Below are 18,163 nucleotides of genomic sequence, written 5' to 3'. Positions count from 1 at the left end.
TGTGCAACCTGGATGAATTTCGACAGCTTTTATTTCATGTCCCCTATCACCCGGCCGCCGACCCGATATTCCCCGCTTTCAAAATCATACATCATGCCGGTGCCGCGCACCGTGGCCCGTCTGCTCGTAAAAAAGATCTCGCTCGCCGTTTTCATGGTCTTATAGGTAATCAGATAGCGGAGTGCATCGGTGCTCAATTCAAGATTATCGCTGGTTTTCACCGCCACATCTTCCACCATGGTGATAATATTGTGCGTCGTATCGTATGAGCCCTCGCCGCCGGTGATGTGCGCCTTTTTTTCCCCCTGCCCGAACAGCAGCAAATCGACTCCCTCCAGGTACAAGAGATTCATGCCGCTCCGTTCGCTTTGCACCCGCTCGGCGGTGAGCAGCATTTCCAGCAGGCCGTTGTCAAAACGGCTGAGCGTGACCGAGTTCAGGGAAATGCTTCTGTCCCGCACCGCGGTCGACGACGCCTCTATCTGCCGGTCCGCTCCCGGTATGAGAAAACGGGCAAACGGCCCCTTCCAGAAGGGACTTGTCAGCAACAGGAAAAGAGGAATGATCCAAAGCAGGTTGCGGGTTCCGGAAATCACAGCAGATACTCATCCAGTAATTCTTCATGAAGCCCCTTGGCATCGATGATCAGATCACAGACCTCCCGCACGGCGCCTTTGCCGCCGGGTCGCCGCGTGACATAATCAACAACCTCCTTCACCTCGCTTGCCCCATCGGCAACGGTGGCGGAAAAGCCAACCCGGCTGAGCAGGGCCAGATCCAGCCAGTCATCGCCCATGTACGCCACTTCCCTCGGGGCAAGCTGCAGGTGCTCGAGCAGATATTCATACACCTCGACCTTTTTCCGTTTGCCCTGAAAGACATGGGTCAGGTTGAGGTCTTTCACCCTGCGGGTCAAGGCCTCGGAACTGCGGGCCGTGATCAGGCCGATCTCCACCCCGGTTTTGCGCAGCAGATTCATACCGAAGCCGTCGCGGACATGGAAGGTCTTTATTTCGACCCCCTGATCGTTATAGGAGATGGACCCATCGGTCAGCACCCCGTCCACGTCAAGCAGCAGCAGCTTGACCTCCCGGGCCTTGGGAAAACAACTGCGCCACACGTAGCCTTTTTCTTGATTTTCCATGCGCGATGCCGCCTTTTGCAACAGGCTCCTGGTAAATTCGCAATCTCCGGGATACACCCCTTCCTGGCCTGGAACACAGGAATCCTTGTCATGCATACAATGTCCGTCGTGATATGAAAGCAGATTTGCTGAAACCAGCAGAAACAAACGAGGTTATGCAACCCCGGCAAGTTCATGAATGGCCAGCACCTTTTTCAACAGGGGTTCAAGCTGGTCCAAAGGCAGGGAGTTCGGGCCGTCACACAGGGCCCGGTCCGGATCGGGATGCACTTCCATAAAGATTCCGTCCACCCCGACCGCCGCCGCGGCTCTGACCAGCGGCGCAATGAACTGGCGCTGACCGCCCGAACTGCCGCCCGCGCCGCCCGGCAGCTGCACACTGTGGGTGGCGTCATAGATCACCGGACACCCCAGGCCGCGCATGATGGGAAAGGAACGCATATCGACCACCAGGTTATTATAACCATGGGTGACCCCCCGTTCAGTCAGCAGGATATGGCGGCAGCCGCTGCCCCGCAGCTTGGCCACCGCATGCTCCATGTCCCAGGGCGCGAGAAACTGTCCCTTCTTAACATTGACCACCTTGCCGCTGCGGCCGGCGGCGACCAGCAGATCGGTCTGGCGGCAGAGAAAGGCGGGAATCTGCAGGATATCAAGCACCGAGGCCGCCGCCGCCACCTGGGCAACCTCATGAATATCGGAAACCACCGGCACCTGAAACTCCTCCCGGATACGGGAAAGAATCGCCAGGCCCTCTTCAAGCCCGGGACCGCGGTAGGAAGAAAGCGAGGTGCGGTTTGCCTTATCAAAAGAGGCCTTGAAAACAAACGAGACGCCGACCCGCGCCGCGATCTCCCTGACCCGGCCGGCTATCTGCCGGGCGGTCTCCTCCGACTCGAGCACACAGGGGCCGGCAACAAGCAGCAAAGGATGTCCCGGGCCGACGGAAAAAAAATCCTGAACAGGAACGCTCTCCATTATTTTTTCTCCATCCTGGTTTTAAAGGCATCAGGTTCACGGGAATAGGCGGCGGCATCGCGCCAGTCGATCTTCTTCTGCACGCAGCGATCCCGCAGGGCATCATCAAAATGGATCATGCCAAGGGCTCGGCCCTTGCGGATCTCGTCGTTGATCAGGGTCTCCTTGTTCTGGCGGATGAGACTCGACACCGTGTGGGTGTTGACCAGAACCTCCATCACCGAAGTCATGTCGTCTCCGCCGAGATTTGGCACCAGCACCTGATTGATGACCCCCCGCAGGGCGGAAGAAAGCTGCATGCGGATAAACTCCTGCTCCAGCGAAGGAAACTCGGCAATGATCCGGGTGATAACAAAAGAGGCCGAGCGGGCATGCAGGGTGGCAAGCACCAGATGGCCTGTTTCCGCGGCATTCAAGGCAATTCTTACCGTCTCCAGATCGCGCATTTCGCCGATTACGATAACATCGGGATCATGGCGCATGGAGCAGCGCACCCCCTCCGTGAAGGAATTGACATCCGTGCCGATCTCCCGATGGGAAACCAGAGATTTTTTATGCTGGTGCAGGATCTCCACCGGATCCTCAATGGTGATGATGTGCTTGTCGCTGTTGCTGTTGATGTAATCGACAAGGCTTGCCAGGGTGGTGGTTTTGCCGCTGCCGGTGGGACCGGTAATAAGAAAGATCCCCCGGCTGGTGAGCATCATCTTCCGTACCTGTTCCGGGACATTGAGTTCATCAAGGGAGAACAAGACGTTGCGGAAATGACGCATGACCATGGAAATGGTGCCGCACTGGCGAAAGAGGGCGATACGGAAACGATGGCCGTTGCAGCTGAAGGCAAAATCGGTGTTGCCGGCTTTGGAAAGCTCCACCATGCAGCGCGGCGGGGTCAATGCCCGCATCACCTGATCGATATCTTTGGCGGTGAGCGGATCAAGCTCCAGACGGAGCAGCCGCCCACCCACCCTGAGGGTCGGCGGAGCCCCCACGGACAGATGGATATCATTGGCATTATGACTGATCGCCACTTGAAAAAATTTTTCAACCATATCCATGCCTCGATCCTTCATGGCAACGCCGCCCTTTTGTCTTGAAATCAGGAAAAATCCTATTTTTTTCGGGAGAAATCCAGGGATGCCTTAATGAAATCCCGGAACAGGGGGTGGGGGGCCATCGGCTTGGACTGAAACTCGGGGTGAAACTGACAGCCGAGAAACCAGGGATGATCGGACAGCTCGACAATTTCCACCAATGTATCATCAGGAGATGCGCCGCTGATGACCAGGCCTTTTTCCTCCAGACGTCCGCGAAAGGCATTGTTGAACTCATACCGGTGGCGATGCCTTTCCTCTATTGATTCAGCCTGATACGCGGCATGGGCAAGACTGCCCTTCACCAGCGTGCACGGATAACTGCCGAGCCGCAGGGTGCCGCCCATGTCGGAAGACTCATCCCGCACCTGGGTTTGCTGGGTGCGGTGATCATACCACTCCTTCATCAGGTAAATGACCGGATGTTTGGTGTCGGCGGTAAATTCGTTGCTGTTGGCGTCTTTCATGCCCGCCATGCGGGCGAATTCGATAACCGCCAGCTGCATGCCGAGACAGATGCCGAAATAGGGAATCTTGTTTTCACGGGCATAGGTAATGGCCCGGATCTTACCGTCCACGCCCCTGCTGCCGAATCCTCCCGGCACCAGAATGCCGTGACAGCCGGCGAGCAGATCCTTTGCCTGTTTGCTTTCCAGCTCTTCGGCATTGACATAGCGCAGCTCCACCTGACAGTCATTGGCAACCCCGCCATGAACCAGGGCCTCATGCAGACTTTTATAGGACTCCTTCAAGTCGACATATTTGCCGATAATGCCGATCAGCACCCGATGGGACGGATTTTTAATCTTGCGCACCAGCTCCTGCCAGGGCTCGATGCGCGGCGCGCCGGTCCAGATATTCAACAGCTCAAGGATCTTGTTGTCCAGCCCCTCGCCATGAAAGCAAAGCGGCACCTCGTAGATGCTTTCCACGTCCTGGGCGGTGATGACCGCATCGGTGGGCACGTTGCAGAAAAGTGAAATTTTTGCCTTCAGCTCCCGGGACAGCTGGGTTTCGGTGCGGCACAGAAGAATATCCGGCTGGATACCGATGGCCCGCAATTCCTTGACGCTGTGCTGGGTAGGCTTGGTTTTCACCTCGCCCGCTGTTTTCAGATAGGGCACCCAGGTGACGTGAATATAAACGGTATTTTCCTTGCCCGCATCAAGCCGGAACTGGCGAATGGCCTCAAGAAAAGGCAAACTCTCGATATCACCGATGGTGCCGCCGATTTCGACAATGGCCACATCCGCGTCACCTTCAAGCTGCCGTATCGCAGTCTTTATCTCGTCGGTGATATGCGGAATGACCTGCACCGTGCCGCCCAGATATTTCCCCTGGCGCTCCTTGGTGATCACCGAATGGTAAATGCGGCCGGAGGTGTAATTGTTCCGCTGTCCGAGCTTGGCCGAGGTGTAGCGCTCATAATGGCCGAGATCGAGATCGGTTTCCGCCCCGTCGTCGGTGACATACACCTCGCCATGCTGGAAGGGATTCATCGTGCCCGGATCAACGTTGATATACGGATCGAGCTTCTGCATGGTGATGGAGAGTCCGCGGCTTTCAAGCAGGGCGCCGATGGCAGCGGCGGCAAGGCCTTTCCCCAATGAGGAAAGGACGCCGCCGGTAATGAAAATAAACTTCGTCTGGTGGTTTTGTTTTTTCGTTTTCATGTAGGCACTATATAGCAATTACCGTTGATTTTCCAAGTAAAAAAGTTGAGAAAAAGAAGGCGCCCGGAACAAATTCACCACAGCGGAAAGTAAATTATTTTGCACTCTCCGAGGATTTCGGGTTATCTGTCATGCATGATTTTCCCCTTTCTTTTTTCCATACTTTTTTTTCTCGCCGGCTGCGGTCCGGAGGAAACGGAAAATAAACCGGATCACCCGCCGCCGGCCAGGGAAATGGGCTGCATCGACTGCCATGAAACAGCCCTGGATGATGCACATCGGGATATCGCCTGCACGAATTGCCACAACGGCAAGGCACCGGCCCTGTCCGCCGACAGGGCGCATGCAGGCCTGATCCGCTATCCGGCCCACCCCGCCCACATGGCGCAAAGCTGCGGCCCCTGTCATCCGCGGCAGGTGAACACGGCGAGGCATTCGCTCCATTTCACCCTGAAAAACGAAATCAACATCGTCCGTCGCGCCTTCGGAGCAAGTGAGGAGCTTGAATCCCTGGTCGTTGTCCCCCAGCAGGAGGAAATCGTTACCATCCAGGATCTGGCCGATGACATGCTGCGCCGCCGCTGCCTGCGCTGCCATCTTTACTCCCCCGGCGACCGCTATGCGGAAACCACCCGTGGTACCGGCTGCGCCGCCTGCCACCTGCAATTTGCCGGGGGCCGGGCTGTATCCCATGCCTTTACCGCCACCCCTGATGACAACCAGTGCCTGCACTGCCATTACGGCAATTTTGTCGGCGCCGACTATCACGGCCGCTTTGAACATGATTTGCACTGGGACTACCGCACCCCCTATCCGGAAGACGGCGAGAGCCCGCGACCTTACGGGGTTGAATACCATCAGCTTGCCCCTGATGTGCACCAGCGGGCCGGCATGTCCTGCATCGACTGCCACGGGGGCGCGGAACTGATGGCAAGCGGCAGCGGATTACGCTGCGAGTCCTGTCATTTCTGGCAACCCGGTCAGCCCCTGCCGGGCGTCAATCTCGAGGCAACAGACAAGGCCCTTGTTCTCACCACCCGCCTGGACGGCAGGAAACTGCCGGTGCCTGCCGCCCGCCATCCTGCCCATGCCGTCTGGACAAAGAAGGCCGCTTGCGCCGTCTGCCACGCCGGATGGGCCTTCACCGACAAAGGAACGCATCTCCTCCGGCTTGACGCCGAAGAGTTCGACCCGTGGGGTGCATTGTACGTTCAGGGCAGCAAGGAGGTGGAAAGCCAGATCGTCACCTCGCTCTACGGCGACGAATCACTTCCTTACATCTTCATGACCGACACCATCACCGGCGAACTTTTTTCCGGCCTGTGGCTGAAAGGCTATGAACTGCGGCGCTGGGAATTCCCCATTGTCTGCGCCGATGAAAACGAGGTGCTGCACATCTGCCGCCCGCTGCTTGACCTGCACCTGAGCTATGTCAACGAGGAGGAAGAGGTGATCTTTGACGCAATGACGCCCGGCAATGCCCCCTCCCAGGGGCTTCTGCCCTATGCCCCGCACACCATCGGGAAAGCCGGGCCATTCTACAAAAACCGGCTGCGGGAAAACACCTTTCTTCTCCGCCCGCCGCTCAACATGCCGACAAACGAAACAAGTCAACAAAGCCCATGAAACGCGCCCTTCTCTTTCTCATCCCGCTCATTTTTTTCTTCGCCGGCTGCGCCGAAAAAAGACCGCCGGAACCGCCAGCCGTTCCCGTTCCCGGCGCAACAACCGCCGTCCCTCCGACCCAGCGCCCCTACCGGGTCATGGGCAAAACGTACTATCCCCTGCCGAGCTCCCAGGGTTACGAGGAAACCGGCACTGCCTCCTGGTACGGCGGCAAATTTCACGGCCGCAAAACATCCAACGGTGAAACCTATGACATGCACGAGGTCAGCGCCGCCCACAAAACGCTGCCCATGAACACCATGGTGCTGGTGGAGAACCTGGACAACGGCAGCGAAATCGTCCTGCGCATCAATGACCGCGGACCCTTTGTCAAAGGACGCATCATTGATCTGAGCTTCAATGCCGCCAAGCAACTGCGCATGGCCGACAAGGGAACGGCCCGGGTGCGAGTCACCGCACTCGGCGAGGCCAAGAAATTCACCGAAGGCACCCGGACGGTGGAGCGTTTTCTTCCCCATGAGGATCTCAGCAAAGGAGATTTCTTTGTCCAGCTGGGCTCCTTTGCCGACAAAAAGAACGCCGACAGGTTACGGAGCCGGATGGCGGAACAGGGGGAACAGGCCAGAATCCTCCCCTTCCGCCACGGCGGCAAACAGTTCTACCGGGTACAGATTCATGCCGGCACTACGCTTTCCGCCGCACGCCGGCGGGAACAGACCCTGAACGCCGGCGGCTTTCCCGATGCCTTTGTCTTTGCCAGGTAAGTTCCGGTGATTATTTTTTTACTTTTGTCCCCTGCTGATGATATACTTTTCATCAGCAGCAGCACTGTCAGAAATACCTGCCTGCCAGTAAAGTTTTTCCCATCCATCGACACGAGAAACAGTGAGAAGACGACAGATCCTTTTTTTCATTTTTCTGGGTATTACACTGCTGCCGTGCACAGCCTTGGCCGATCGGCAGCCCTTTACCTGGGGAGGGGATCTTCGCGCCCGGCTTGTTGATTTCAACCGCATTCCCATCGAAAAGGGAATGCTGATGCCGGAAAATCGATTTTTTCGTTTTCGCAGCCGCATCCGGGCCGCCTATGCCTTTACCCCTGACATCAGCCTGCAGGCCCGTCTCACCAACGAATGGCGGGAGTATGACGGCGGCAAGGGCAGCAACGATTACGCGGCCATGGATGAATTCATCATTGACAATTTTTTCCTGGATATAAACAATCTTTTCAACGACGGACTGGACCTGCGCATCGGCCGGCAGGATATGACCTACGGCACGGGCAAAATCATCCAACTGGGGACTCCGCTTGACAGCTCCCGCACCTTTTATTTCAATGCCGTCAAGGGCCGTTGCAAACTGCCGCAACTGACCGTCGATGTTTTCGGCATTGCCAACGACAATGAAGACGAATTCGCCATCCACCGGGAAAACCGGCTGCTCGTTGAGGGCGAGGAAAACGGCGGCGGCATCTACATCATCAACAATCGAATCGCCGGGCTCCCCCAGGAATACTATTACATCTTCAAGCACGAAGTCCGCGCCGACAATCTTGATCTGCACACCTGGGGAGCGCGCTTTTCACCGCAAGTGAGCGAAACATTTTCCGCCAACCTGGAGCTTGCCCTGCAGGACGGCAAACGCGACAGCGGCTATGCCGTCGACGGCCGCCTGCTTGACATATCTTTTTACTACAAGCTGCCGCTGCTGCAATCCCACAAACCGGTGGCTGACCTGAGCTATTATTATCTGTCCGGCGATGATCCGGAGACGAGCCGAGAGGAAGGCTGGCATCCGGTCTGGGCCCGTTGTCCCCAGTATATGAGCTACATCATTCCCCGTGCCTTGATGCCCGATTTCGCCTCCTGGTCCAACCTGTCCATGCCGAGCATCGGGCTTTCCGCCGCAATCAGCAGCGAGGTGTCCTGCCGGCTGCGTCTCGCCAAGGTGTATGCCCCGGAAAAAGGCCTCGGCAACAGCAAAGAAAAAGGCACGCTGCTTATCACCCGCTTCACCTGCAAACTGAACCGGAACTGGGACGGCAATCTCCATCTCGAGGTCATGGACCCGAACGGTTATTACGGAGCCGTCAATCACTATGCCCACTACGCCCATGTTGAACTGATGTATCATTTCTAAAAAGGCCGGATCGACAAAATGACATATTTTCGCAGACACAGGCAATGCCCCGGCCGTCCATTTCTTCTGCTGGCGCTCTTTTTCCTTCTTGCCTTTTGCGGCTGCGGAAACGAAACGGAAAAAGAAAAGAAATACACGATCGGGGTGCTGAATTACAGCCGGGCGGCGGAACCGGCATTTGCCGGATTCAAGCAGGGCATGGCCGAGCTGGGCTACAGGGAAGGAAAAAACATCACCTATCTCTATTCGGGCTATATCGTCGACAAGGAAAAATTGCGACAGGAGGCGCAGCGCCTTGTGGATCACAAGGTGGATCTGATTTTTTCCATGTCCACTCCGGCAACCCTCATTGCCAAGGAAATAACCGCCGGCACTTCGGTGCCGGTGGTTTTCGGGCCGGTGAGCAATCCTGTTGAAGCCGGTATTGTCACGGATCTGAAATCGCCGGAAAGCAATATCACCGGGGTCACGTTCCGTTACCAGGAGCCGAAACGACTGGAGATCTTCAAGGAAGTCGCTCCGGCCATCAGACGTCTCGCCTTTCCCTATAACCCGGATGACATGAGCCCGCAGCTCAATCTGCAGCGAATTTCCGCGGTTGCGGCAAAACTCGACCTGACGATCATTTCTTTCCCCCTGAAAAACGACATGGAAATAGACGGATTCCTCGCCGCTCTCCCGGCAGAGATTGATGCCATCTATATGCCCACCGACTCGCTCATGGCATCCAAAGCAAAAAATTTCATCAGCACAGCCCTGGAGCGAAAACTGCCGCTGACAACGCCCACCAGGGAAGGGGTCGGCAAAGGGGCGCTTGTTTCCTACGGCATGAGCCTGACCACCCTGGGCAAACAGGCCGCCCGGCTTGCCGATCAGATTTTCCGCGGTGCTTCCCCCGGGCAACTGCCGGTGGAAATCGCCGAATTCGAAACCGCCATCAACCTGCGTACCGCCGAGGCAATAGGCATTCATGTGCCGGACAAAATACTCCGACGGGCGATCGTGATACGATGATTCGCGGCATCAGAAGCAGATTAACCATTATTTTCATCAGCCTTGCGGTGCTGCCCCTTGTCGGACTCAGTTTTTTCATGGGCTGGCAGTCCTTTGACACCGAGCGCAATCATGCGACGGACAAGGTAAAGGAAACCGCCCGCTGGGTCGGCACGGAAGTCGGCTCCTCCATCAAGGTCATCGCCACCCATATCCAGGTGATTGTCCATGTCCGCGGTCTGGCCGACATCTCATCCCAGGAAAGGAAAGACATCCTGGAAGAACTGCTGGCCTTTCATCAGGAATTTGAGTGCCTGAGCTATCTGGACGAAAAAGGCCTGGAAATTTTCACCGCAAGCAGAACGGAGCTGACGACGGAAGAGCATGTTGATCGCGCCAACAGCGACGAATTTCTGCTGCCCGCTTCCACCAGAAAAACCTATTATGGCCCTGTCGCCTTTTCCGATCAGACAGGCGAACCCTTCATGGACTTGGCCGAGCCGATCGTCGATCCGAGGAGCAACACCCTGTCCGGCGTGCTGGTTGCCAGGGTGCGCCTGAAAAAAACGTGGGACATTATCGCCGCTCTTGATCTCAAACCAGGAGAGGATGTATACATCATCGATTCCCTCGGCCGGGTGATTGCCCATCGCAATCCCTCAGTCGTCCTGCGCGAGACCATCGCCGCCATTCCCGGTCTTGTTTATCAGACCGCGTCCGTGAATTCCACCCCGCTGGGCCTGAACGGCAAACCGGTTATTTATTCTTCCTTCCGCATCCCTCTCGGGGAAAGAAATCTGGATGTCATTGCCGAACAATCGATTGATGAAGCTTTTCAGCTGGCCTACACCCAGATGAAAATTTTTCTCATTGTCACTTTCTTCACCCTGCTTGCCGCCGTCCTGATCATTGTTGTCGTAACCGGCACCATTGTCAGGCCGGTGCAGCATCTTGCCGCGGTTGCGCGCGATATCATGAACGGCAAGCTCGACAGCCAGGCGAAAGTCCTGCGCGATGACGAGCTGGGTGAGCTGGCTGCAACCTTCAACAACATGACGGTCCAATTACGAAACTCACTCAACGAACTGCATCAGGAAATCAAGCAAAAGGATCATGTCCAAAGCGCCCTGCAAAAAGAACTGCGGATCAATGCCGCGCTCTCCGCTCTGTCCCATCGCCTGCTGACCCTTTCCGGCATCCGCGAAATCACCTATCTTATTCTTGATAAAGCCAAGGAACTCACCGACAGTCGGCATGGATTCGTTTCCCTGGAAGATCCAGGTGAACAAAAGGCACCGCCTGTCATCATCGAAATAACGGATGGAACCTGTTCCGTGCAAAACAGGGAGAACTTCAGCGCCCATCCCCTCAACCGGCAAAAGGTCTTTTTCCGCAACATGCCGGAGCCGGGGCACATCGCCAAAAATTTACCGTCAGGCCATGTTCCTCTCACCCGCGTGCTCAATGTGCCGGTTTTTGTCGCCGATGCAGCTGTCGGACAAATTACCCTGGCCGGAGCAGACAGGGATTACACGGAAGCGGATGTCGCGGTGATTGAACGGCTCGCCTGGCTCTTTGCCCTTGCCGTCAGCCGTTACAAAACCATGGGGGAAAAAGAAAAACTGGAAAGCGCGTTACGGCAGGCCCAGAAAATGGAGGCCATCGGTACCCTTGCAGGGGGAATTGCCCATGACTTCAACAATATCCTCACCCCTATCCTCGGCTATGCGGAATTGATTCATGCGACCACCACGGATGACAGCGTGGCGGGAAAAGATATCAAGGAGATTATCAAGGCAACGAAACGGGCAATCGATCTGGTAGGGCAGATACTGACATTCAGCCGGCGCAAGGAGCATAAACTGCAGCATGTTACCATCCAGCCAATCCTCAAGGAAACGCTGAAACTGCTGCGGGCGACCATCCCCACCAGTATTGAAATCCGGCAGCGGATTGCCCCGGATTGCGGCGCCGTGCTGGCCGATCCGACCCAGATACACCAGATCATCATGAATCTCTGCACCAACGCCTACCATGCGATGCAGGAAAAAGGCGGCACCCTGGCCGTCTCCCTGCAGCCGGTTACACTGCAACAAAACGATATCCCGGGCAAATTCACATTGCAACCCGGCGAGTACGTCCGGCTGGAGGTCAGCGATAGCGGATCCGGCATGAGCCAGGATGTCCTGAACCGCATATTTGAACCCTATTTTTCCACCAAGGCCGAAGGAAAAGGCACAGGACTCGGACTTTCCGTGGTTCTTGGCATCGTCAAGGGCCATGGCGGCGACATCACGGTTTCCAGCGAACCCGGCCAGGGCACGACATTTCAGGTCTATCTGCCGCAGGTTGCCGGGAAGGCGACGGATACGGACACGAAAACGACTGAAAACATCCAGACTTTCTCCGGCCGGGAACACATCCTGCTGGTTGATGATGAGATCACGGTGCTCAACCTGGAGAAAAAAATACTGCGCGGACTCGGCTACCAGGTAAGCGCCAGCACGGAAAGCAGCAAAGCCCTGCAACTCTTCCTGGACGCCCCGGACAAATTCGACCTCATCATCACCGACATGACCATGCCCGGCATGAACGGCACGGAACTGGCAAAATCCGTCCTGGCCGCCAAGCCGGATTTTCCCATTATCATCTGCACCGGCTACAGCGAACTGATCACCGCTGAGAAGGCCCAGGAAATAGGCATCAAGGAATACATCAGCAAACCGATCAGCTTGAAAAATTTCGCCGCAACCGTCCACCAGGTGTTGAACCGGAGAAAGGATTCCGGCTGAACCGCTTCTTGGAGAGAAAAAATCATGATGGTGAAACAATGAAAAGGATATGTGCCTGGTGCGGCAAAGGGCTTGACGATGAAAGCCGCGAGGGAAAAGACAATGAGCCGATTACCCACGGCATCTGCCCGGACTGTGTGCGGAAAAATTTCCGCCACGAGGCAATTGACATGACGGACTTTCTCAACCGGTTTTCCCACCCGGTGATGGTGGTAGATAATGACGTCAGGATTCTGGCAATCAACCGGGCGGCACTGATCGCCCTCAACAAGAAAGCCGAGGAGGTCGGCGGTCGGATGGGGGGCGAGGTCATTGCCTGCACCTACGCACGGCAGCCGGGGGGATGCGGCAAGACCGTGCACTGTAAGTACTGCACCATCCGCAACACCGTGGCGGACACCTACAAAACAGGCAAAAGCCATGTCAGGGTGCCAGCCTATGCCGATCTGCACCATATCACCAAGGAAAACCAAATACGATTCCTGATCTCAACCGAAAAGGTGGGGGATGCCGTCCTGCTGCGCATCGATGAAATGAGTTGATCCGGCAAAGCCGGGAGTCAGGAGTCAGGAGTCAGGAGTCAGGAGAAAAATAACGGATATTCTTTCTCCTGTCTCCTGTATTCTGACTCCCGTCTTTTAATGCTTGAACGACCGCTGACCGGTGTACTTCATTGCGACTTGAGGCTTCGCCTCGTTGCACGCCTCGATTGTTTCAAAATCACGCATGGAGCCGCCCGCCTGTAAAATAGCGCTGACTCCCTGGCGGATACCGACATCGGCACCGTCCCGGTAAGGGAAGAAGGCGTCGGAAATCATTACTGAGCCGGGCAAACCGGCCCGGTCTTTTTTGGTCTGCCGGTCAATGGCTTCCTGGTCCGCTTTGTCGCGTTTGCCGCGCTCGATCTCCAGGGCCATGTCGGCATAGGGAATGCCGAATTTATCGAAACAAAGAATATCGGCGTACTTGACATAGGCCTTGTGCACGGCGATTTCGGCAACGCCGACCCGGTCCTGTTCGCCGGTGCCGATGCCCACGGTGCATCCGTCCTTGACATAAATCACCGAGTTCGAGGTCACCCCGTGCTCCACCGCCCAGCCGAACAGCATGTCGTCGATTTCCCGCGCATCCGGCTGTCGCCGGCAGCGGTATTCCGTGCCTTTATAGGTCGTCACCGCATCCTTCAGATCTTCCTTGCGGCGGATGGAGTTGACCGCCGACTGCTGGGCAATGATGCCGCCGTCGATCAGGCTTTTGAAATCAACGAAACGGTATTTTTCAAAATCGGCCAGCCGGTCGATGCGGGCCATTTTGATCACCCGCAGATTTTTGCGCGCCTTGAGGATTTCCAGGGAGCCTTCCTCGAATTCAGGGGCGCAGACCACCTCCAGATAATTGCCGCTGAGCAGTTCCGCCGTCTCTTTGTCAATGGCGCGGCTCATCACCACCGCCCCGCCGAAAGCGGCGATGCGGTCGGCCCGGTTGGCCCGGTTGTAGGCATCGGCCAGGGATGTGCCGTAGGCCGCGCCGCAAGGGTTGTTGTGTTTGAGGATGACCGCCGCCGGGCGATCCATCAGATATTTCAGGATATTCAAGCCGTTGTCGATGTCGGTCAGATTGATCTTGCCCGGGTGTTTTCCCACCTGCAGCATGTCTTCCACCGTAATACCACTGACCAGGCCGTTGCCCGGTTCGACGAATCCGCAGTCGCCCAGCACCAGATTGCCGTTCACCAGTTCGTAAAGCGCCGCCTCCTGATCGGGGTTTTCCCCATAGCGCACCCCACGTTCGTCTATGGTGCCGTCCTCCATGGGAATTTTCCAGGTGCGTTTCCGGTAAACCAGGGTTTGATCGCCAAAGGAAATTTTCATCTCCATGGGGAAATGATCGCCTAAAATCGTTGTGTACATTTTTTTCAAGTCTTGTGCAGCCATAGCTCTCCTCTCATAGGTCTCCAGCAGGCGGCAGCCGATCAGGCCACGCTTTCCTGTCTCTGAAATGTTGCATCCCAATCCTTGCGAACCGGGTCAAATCCTTTTTGAAAAATGGAATCGCACACCTCGTCCATGGAGCGGTGATCGCCCACGGCAAACTGTTCGTCGCTTTGCGCCGGTTCCCCATAGCCTCCCGGCGCGGTGCATGATCCGGCTGAATAACGAGTGGGTCCGAGTCCCACCATGCCGTCCCGAAAACGGGACTCCTCCCGGGTCGACAGCAGCAGCCCGACATCATGGTCAAATATCCGCAGGGCAAACATCAGCTGAGTGAGCATCTTCTCGGAAACCGGCACCAACGGCTGAAAACCACCTTCCGCCGGACGAAGCCGCGGAAAGGAAACGGTCAGCGCCGTTCGCCAGTAATGCTTGCGCAGCCAGGCAAGATGCAGCCCGAGCGCCAGGCCCTCCAGCCGCCAGTCGGCAAGCCCCAGCAGCGCGCCGATTCCGACCTCGCGCATGCCGGCTGCTGCAACCCGGGCAGGCGTTGCCAGCCGATACTCAAAATCACGTTTTTTACCGACGGGATGCACGTACTCATAGACCCTGCGGTCATAGGTTTCCTGGTAAACGGCGACGCCGGTGATGCCCGCCTGAAAAAGCCGCCCGTACTCCTCGGTTTCCAGCGGCTGCACCTCGATTGAGATTGCGGCAAATCGCTCCCGCAGGCGGAAAGCGATTTCCTCCAGATACTCGACTCCCATGCGGGCCGGGGCCTCGCCGGCAACCAGCAGGATATGATGAAAGCCCCGGTCATGGAGAATCATCGCTTCCCGCTCCGCCTCATCAAAGGTAAGAACCTTTCTGACAATTTTATTCCGGGCGGAAAAACCGCAATACAGACAGTTATTGGTACAGAAACTGGAGAGATAAAGCGGGGCATAAAGCTGGATGGTCCGACCGAAACGCTGGGAGGTGATCCGGGCGGACCGGGCGGCGAGCTGGGGCAGAAACTCATCGGCATGAGGGCTGAGAAGGGCGGCCAGGCCTTTGACATCAACTCTGTCGCTCTGCAGGGCGCGAAAGACGTCGCTGCGGTCACAGGAGGCCATCAACCATCCCAATTCGTCAAAATCAGGTATACTGAATTTTTCTTCCGGCATATTGAATGAATTCATAAAAAGTTTCTTTTTAACCGCGGAGTACCCGGAGACCACAAAGAAATATTTTTCATTACCGCGAGGCGGCGCCGTGACTTCTGTGCCCCCTGAGGTAAATTTCTCGTTTTTTACGGGATAATCATAATTACAGCCGCCGTCGTCATGTCTCTCTCAGAAAATCAAGCCCGGTTTGCGGCGAGGAGGCGGCGGCATCGGCACTCTGCTCACCAAGTCCCGCCTCATAAGCGTCGCGCCCGGCCTCAACCGCCTTGGCAAAGGCCCCGGCCATTTTTACCGGATCGCCGGCCACGGCAATGGCCGTGTTGACCAGCACTGCGTCCGCCCCCATTTCCATGGCCTGGGCCGCGTGAGAGGGTGCACCGAGACCCGCGTCGACAACCACCGGCACATGGGCCTGCGCGATAATGATCTCAATCTGAAAAGCGGTGAGAATGCCGCGATTGGTGCCGATGGGCGCGCCGAGCGGCATGACCGCCGCCGCCCCTGCATCCTGCAGACGCAAGGCAAGCACCGGGTCGGCATTCATGTAGGGTAGGACGATAAATCCTTCCTTGACCAGAATTTCGGTGGCCTTCAGCGTTTCCACCGGGTCCGGCAGCAAAGTGCGCGGATCGGGCGTCACCTCAAGCTTCAGCCAGTCGCCGCCCCCCGCCGCCCGGGACAGGCGGGCAAGGCGTATCGCCTCTTCGGCGTCGCGCGCTCCCGATGTGTTGGGCAGAAAGAGATATCTGCCCCGGTCAAGCACGCTCATGATGTCATCTTCGGGATTGGCCAGATCAATACGGCGCAGGGCCACGGTGACCATCTCGCAGCCCGAGGCGTCGAGGGCCTCCCGCATCACCCGGGGCGAAGAAAACTTACCCGTTCCTCCAAACAGACGGGACCTGAAAACCCGCCCGGCAATGGTCAACATATCACCCGCCTCCCACAAAACGTATCAATTCCAACCTGGCACCTTCACGAAGAACAAAAGTTTCATACTCGCTTCTTTTGATGATAACGCTGTCGCATTCGACAAAAACGGTATCAGGCTTGATCCCAAGCCCGTGCAGAAACGATTCGACCGTGGTGCCCGGCTGTATATCTTTTTTTTCACCGTTACAAACGATTTCCATTTCCAACTCACACAACCTGATTTCAACGGAACGAAAACGGCACGAAGCCGTCCTTAATCAACCCCAAGAAGCAGACGCAGGGCCTGATTTGCCTGATGATGGGCGGCAATTCCGACCCTGGGGGCCATCAGTCCCTGATCCGGCCCCACCTCGGACTCTTCATCGCCGACAAGATAAACCCGGGGAGAAAGCTTTCTGGTGACAATCCGGTTCCCCTCGCCGAACCCGGCCATGCCGGACGCGCCGACGTAGCCCACGCCCGCCAGACCGGTCAGGGCGGCACGCAGGGCCGCCGGTTTCATCGCCGGATCATCAAAACATTCAACCAGCACATCAACACCACGAAACAAAACGGGAATGACTTCCTCGGTGAGACGCCTTTCGACGATCTCCAGACAGGCATACGGGTTAATCCGCAGCAGTGTGTCCCGCAAGGCCCTGGTTTTGGGGAAACCGATTTGATCGACAAAATAATACTGGCGATTGAGGTTGCTGAGTTCGACCACATCATAATCGGCAAGCAGCAACTTGCCAACCCCTATTCTGACCAGCGCCACCGCAACCGCCGAGCCCAAGCCGCCGAGTCCCATGATGCCGACTACCGCTTTTTTGATTTTTTCCTGGATTGCAGCGCCATGGCGCGCGGCCAGCACCGACTCGATCTCTTCCTGCAGCAGCATAATGTCCCTCCATCCTTATCCGGCAAAAATTGATTTCAGCGTTGTCCAGATCAAAAAATTGGCTATTTGCAAAATAGGGTTAAAAATCCCTTTTTTTGGTCGAAAAATTATGATGTTCCTTTGGTTGAAAAACTCTCTTATTTTTTTATTCTTCTACGACCTGGCTAAAGGAAAAGAAAAGAGTAGCCATCGGAATTTTGCTTATTTTATGTAAAAGGAGAACTGGGCCAGGACTGTAGTGGCACTACCGGTTTAAAATGGACCCACTTGGCCGTTTTTTGTGGACCCACCTCTCGCCTATGAAAAAGCCCCCAACTCCACCAGGATAAGAAACATTTTTTCTTTTAAAAGCCATTCACACAAGGCTTGAGGGTATTTGAAAGAAAAAATGTTGCCCGTGCAACTCCAAAAAAAACGGCCAGGTGGGCCCATTTTCCGATGGCGGTTGGGTTCACTTTACACCGGCGGTGACAGACAGTAGCAAGTTCAACCAATGGATTGTTTGACTTTTTCAGATGCCTGATGTGGCAATGTAAAATAAATCTGTTTGAATGTATAAGCAGTCCACATTGCAAGAAACCTCCAAGTGGTTCAAAATGTTTGTAATGAGACAAACGGCTGGATCGAGATGGGCTCGTCCAGAAAGAGACCACAAGGAGGTTTCCATGAGAACACTTTACTACATTGGGTTGGATGTTCACAAGAAACTGATTGCTTATTGCATCAAGACGTTAGATGGCCGTATCGTCGGACAGGGAATGATTGGTGCTGACAGGATGTCAGTTGGTGAATGGGTCAATGGATTACCTGGCCT

At 56.0% G+C, this 18,163-nt stretch carries 17 protein-coding genes; 7 read left to right on the top strand and 10 right to left on the bottom strand.

Going from position 1 to position 18,163, the window contains the following annotated elements; all coding sequences use genetic code 11:
- Positions 1-29: 29 nt before the first annotated feature.
- The 5 genes from BM485_05590 to BM485_05570 all read right to left on the bottom strand — a co-directional run bounded on the left by BM485_05590 (position 30) and on the right by BM485_05570 (position 4,889).
- On the bottom strand, positions 30-596 hold the full coding sequence (locus BM485_05590) for an LPS export ABC transporter periplasmic protein LptC (GenBank protein ID OKY75813.1): 567 nt from the start codon (positions 594-596) through the stop codon (positions 30-32).
- Positions 593-1,144: a hypothetical protein gene (locus tag BM485_05585; GenBank protein OKY75995.1), complete on the bottom strand. Its 552-nt coding sequence runs from the start codon at positions 1,142-1,144 to the stop codon at positions 593-595. Before BM485_05585 ends, BM485_05590 begins: the two co-directional genes overlap by 4 nt.
- Positions 1,145-1,297: 153 nt before the next feature.
- On the bottom strand, positions 1,298-2,122 hold the full coding sequence (locus BM485_05580; GenBank protein ID OKY75812.1) for a 3-deoxy-8-phosphooctulonate synthase: 825 nt from the start codon (positions 2,120-2,122) through the stop codon (positions 1,298-1,300).
- Positions 2,122-3,180 carry a hypothetical protein gene (locus tag BM485_05575; protein OKY75811.1) on the bottom strand — a complete coding sequence of 353 codons (1,059 nt, stop codon included), beginning with the start codon at positions 3,178-3,180 and terminating at the stop codon, positions 2,122-2,124. The genes BM485_05580 and BM485_05575 overlap by 1 nt, the downstream gene beginning before the upstream one ends.
- Positions 3,181-3,233: 53 nt before the next feature.
- A complete protein-coding gene (locus BM485_05570; GenBank protein ID OKY75810.1) occupies positions 3,234-4,889 on the bottom strand; it encodes a CTP synthase in 1,656 nt (551 codons plus the stop codon).
- A gap of 135 nt (positions 4,890-5,024) precedes the next feature.
- Between BM485_05570 and BM485_05565 the strand changes: the two genes are divergently transcribed.
- The 6 genes from BM485_05565 (at position 5,025) to BM485_05540 (ending at position 12,981) form a co-directional block, all read left to right on the top strand.
- A complete protein-coding gene (locus BM485_05565; GenBank protein OKY75809.1) occupies positions 5,025-6,515 on the top strand; it encodes a hypothetical protein in 1,491 nt (496 codons plus the stop codon).
- Positions 6,512-7,279 (top strand): hypothetical protein, encoded by a 768-nt coding sequence (locus BM485_05560; GenBank protein OKY75808.1) that lies wholly within the window; start codon positions 6,512-6,514, stop codon positions 7,277-7,279. Before BM485_05565 ends, BM485_05560 begins: the two co-directional genes overlap by 4 nt.
- A gap of 121 nt (positions 7,280-7,400) precedes the next feature.
- Positions 7,401-8,654 carry a hypothetical protein gene (locus tag BM485_05555; protein ID OKY75807.1) on the top strand — a complete coding sequence of 418 codons (1,254 nt, stop codon included), beginning with the start codon at positions 7,401-7,403 and terminating at the stop codon, positions 8,652-8,654.
- 18 nt (positions 8,655-8,672) lie between these two features.
- Positions 8,673-9,668: a hypothetical protein gene (locus tag BM485_05550; GenBank protein OKY75806.1), complete on the top strand. Its 996-nt coding sequence runs from the start codon at positions 8,673-8,675 to the stop codon at positions 9,666-9,668.
- Positions 9,665-12,439 carry a hypothetical protein gene (locus BM485_05545; GenBank protein ID OKY75805.1) on the top strand — a complete coding sequence of 925 codons (2,775 nt, stop codon included), beginning with the start codon at positions 9,665-9,667 and terminating at the stop codon, positions 12,437-12,439. Before BM485_05550 ends, BM485_05545 begins: the two co-directional genes overlap by 4 nt.
- 38 nt (positions 12,440-12,477) lie before the next feature.
- Positions 12,478-12,981 carry a hypothetical protein gene (locus tag BM485_05540; protein OKY75804.1) on the top strand — a complete coding sequence of 168 codons (504 nt, stop codon included), beginning with the start codon at positions 12,478-12,480 and terminating at the stop codon, positions 12,979-12,981.
- A 96-nt stretch (positions 12,982-13,077) separates the two neighbouring features.
- Here the strand turns inward: BM485_05540 and BM485_05535 are convergent, their stop codons facing one another.
- The 5 genes from BM485_05535 to BM485_05515 form a co-directional block, all read right to left on the bottom strand.
- Positions 13,078-14,373 carry an IMP cyclohydrolase gene (locus BM485_05535; protein OKY75803.1) on the bottom strand — a complete coding sequence of 432 codons (1,296 nt, stop codon included), beginning with the start codon at positions 14,371-14,373 and terminating at the stop codon, positions 13,078-13,080.
- Between the two features lie 38 nt (positions 14,374-14,411).
- On the bottom strand, positions 14,412-15,551 hold the full coding sequence (locus tag BM485_05530; protein OKY75994.1) for a thiamine biosynthesis protein ThiH: 1,140 nt from the start codon (positions 15,549-15,551) through the stop codon (positions 14,412-14,414).
- A 142-nt stretch (positions 15,552-15,693) separates the two neighbouring features.
- Complete coding sequence (locus tag BM485_05525) at positions 15,694-16,467, bottom strand: thiazole synthase (GenBank protein OKY75802.1); 774 nt, start codon at positions 16,465-16,467, stop codon at positions 15,694-15,696.
- A gap of 1 nt (position 16,468) precedes the next feature.
- A complete protein-coding gene (locus tag BM485_05520; protein OKY75993.1) occupies positions 16,469-16,669 on the bottom strand; it encodes a thiamine biosynthesis protein ThiS in 201 nt (66 codons plus the stop codon).
- 53 nt (positions 16,670-16,722) lie between these two features.
- Complete coding sequence (locus tag BM485_05515; GenBank protein ID OKY75801.1) at positions 16,723-17,349, bottom strand: thiamine biosynthesis protein ThiF; 627 nt, start codon at positions 17,347-17,349, stop codon at positions 16,723-16,725.
- 1 nt (position 17,350) lies between these two features.
- Here BM485_05515 and BM485_05510 point away from each other — a divergent pair, with 1 nt between their 5' ends.
- Entirely contained in the window at positions 17,351-17,563 is a 213-nt protein-coding gene (locus BM485_05510; protein ID OKY75800.1) for a hypothetical protein, read from the top strand.
- Positions 17,564-18,163 lie beyond the last annotated feature (600 nt).

The sequence above is a fragment of the Desulfobulbaceae bacterium DB1 genome, from assembly GCA_001914235.1.
Lineage (GTDB): Bacteria > Desulfobacterota > Desulfobulbia > Desulfobulbales > SURF-16 > DB1.
Note: the sequence above shows the minus strand (reverse complement) of the source record. Positions and strands in the feature narration are given on the sequence as shown.

Coding starts and splice junctions, on each gene's coding strand:
- BM485_05585 (OKY75995.1), bottom strand. CDS start 1,144: ATGGAAAATCAAGAAAAAGGCTACGTGTGGCGCAGTTGTTTTCCCAAG.
- BM485_05580 (OKY75812.1), bottom strand. CDS start 2,122: ATGGAGAGCGTTCCTGTTCAGGATTTTTTTTCCGTCGGCCCGGGACAT.
- BM485_05575 (OKY75811.1), bottom strand. CDS start 3,180: ATGGATATGGTTGAAAAATTTTTTCAAGTGGCGATCAGTCATAATGCC.
- BM485_05570 (OKY75810.1), bottom strand. CDS start 4,889: ATGAAAACGAAAAAACAAAACCACCAGACGAAGTTTATTTTCATTACC.
- BM485_05565 (OKY75809.1), top strand. CDS start 5,025: ATGATTTTCCCCTTTCTTTTTTCCATACTTTTTTTTCTCGCCGGCTGC.
- BM485_05560 (OKY75808.1), top strand. CDS start 6,512: ATGAAACGCGCCCTTCTCTTTCTCATCCCGCTCATTTTTTTCTTCGCC.
- BM485_05550 (OKY75806.1), top strand. CDS start 8,673: ATGACATATTTTCGCAGACACAGGCAATGCCCCGGCCGTCCATTTCTT.
- BM485_05545 (OKY75805.1), top strand. CDS start 9,665: ATGATTCGCGGCATCAGAAGCAGATTAACCATTATTTTCATCAGCCTT.
- BM485_05540 (OKY75804.1), top strand. CDS start 12,478: ATGAAAAGGATATGTGCCTGGTGCGGCAAAGGGCTTGACGATGAAAGC.
- BM485_05535 (OKY75803.1), bottom strand. CDS start 14,373: ATGGCTGCACAAGACTTGAAAAAAATGTACACAACGATTTTAGGCGAT.
- BM485_05530 (OKY75994.1), bottom strand. CDS start 15,551: ATGAATTCATTCAATATGCCGGAAGAAAAATTCAGTATACCTGATTTT.
- BM485_05525 (OKY75802.1), bottom strand. CDS start 16,467: ATGTTGACCATTGCCGGGCGGGTTTTCAGGTCCCGTCTGTTTGGAGGA.
- BM485_05520 (OKY75993.1), bottom strand. CDS start 16,669: ATGGAAATCGTTTGTAACGGTGAAAAAAAAGATATACAGCCGGGCACC.
- BM485_05515 (OKY75801.1), bottom strand. CDS start 17,349: ATGCTGCTGCAGGAAGAGATCGAGTCGGTGCTGGCCGCGCGCCATGGC.
- BM485_05510 (OKY75800.1), top strand. CDS start 17,351: ATGTCCCTCCATCCTTATCCGGCAAAAATTGATTTCAGCGTTGTCCAG.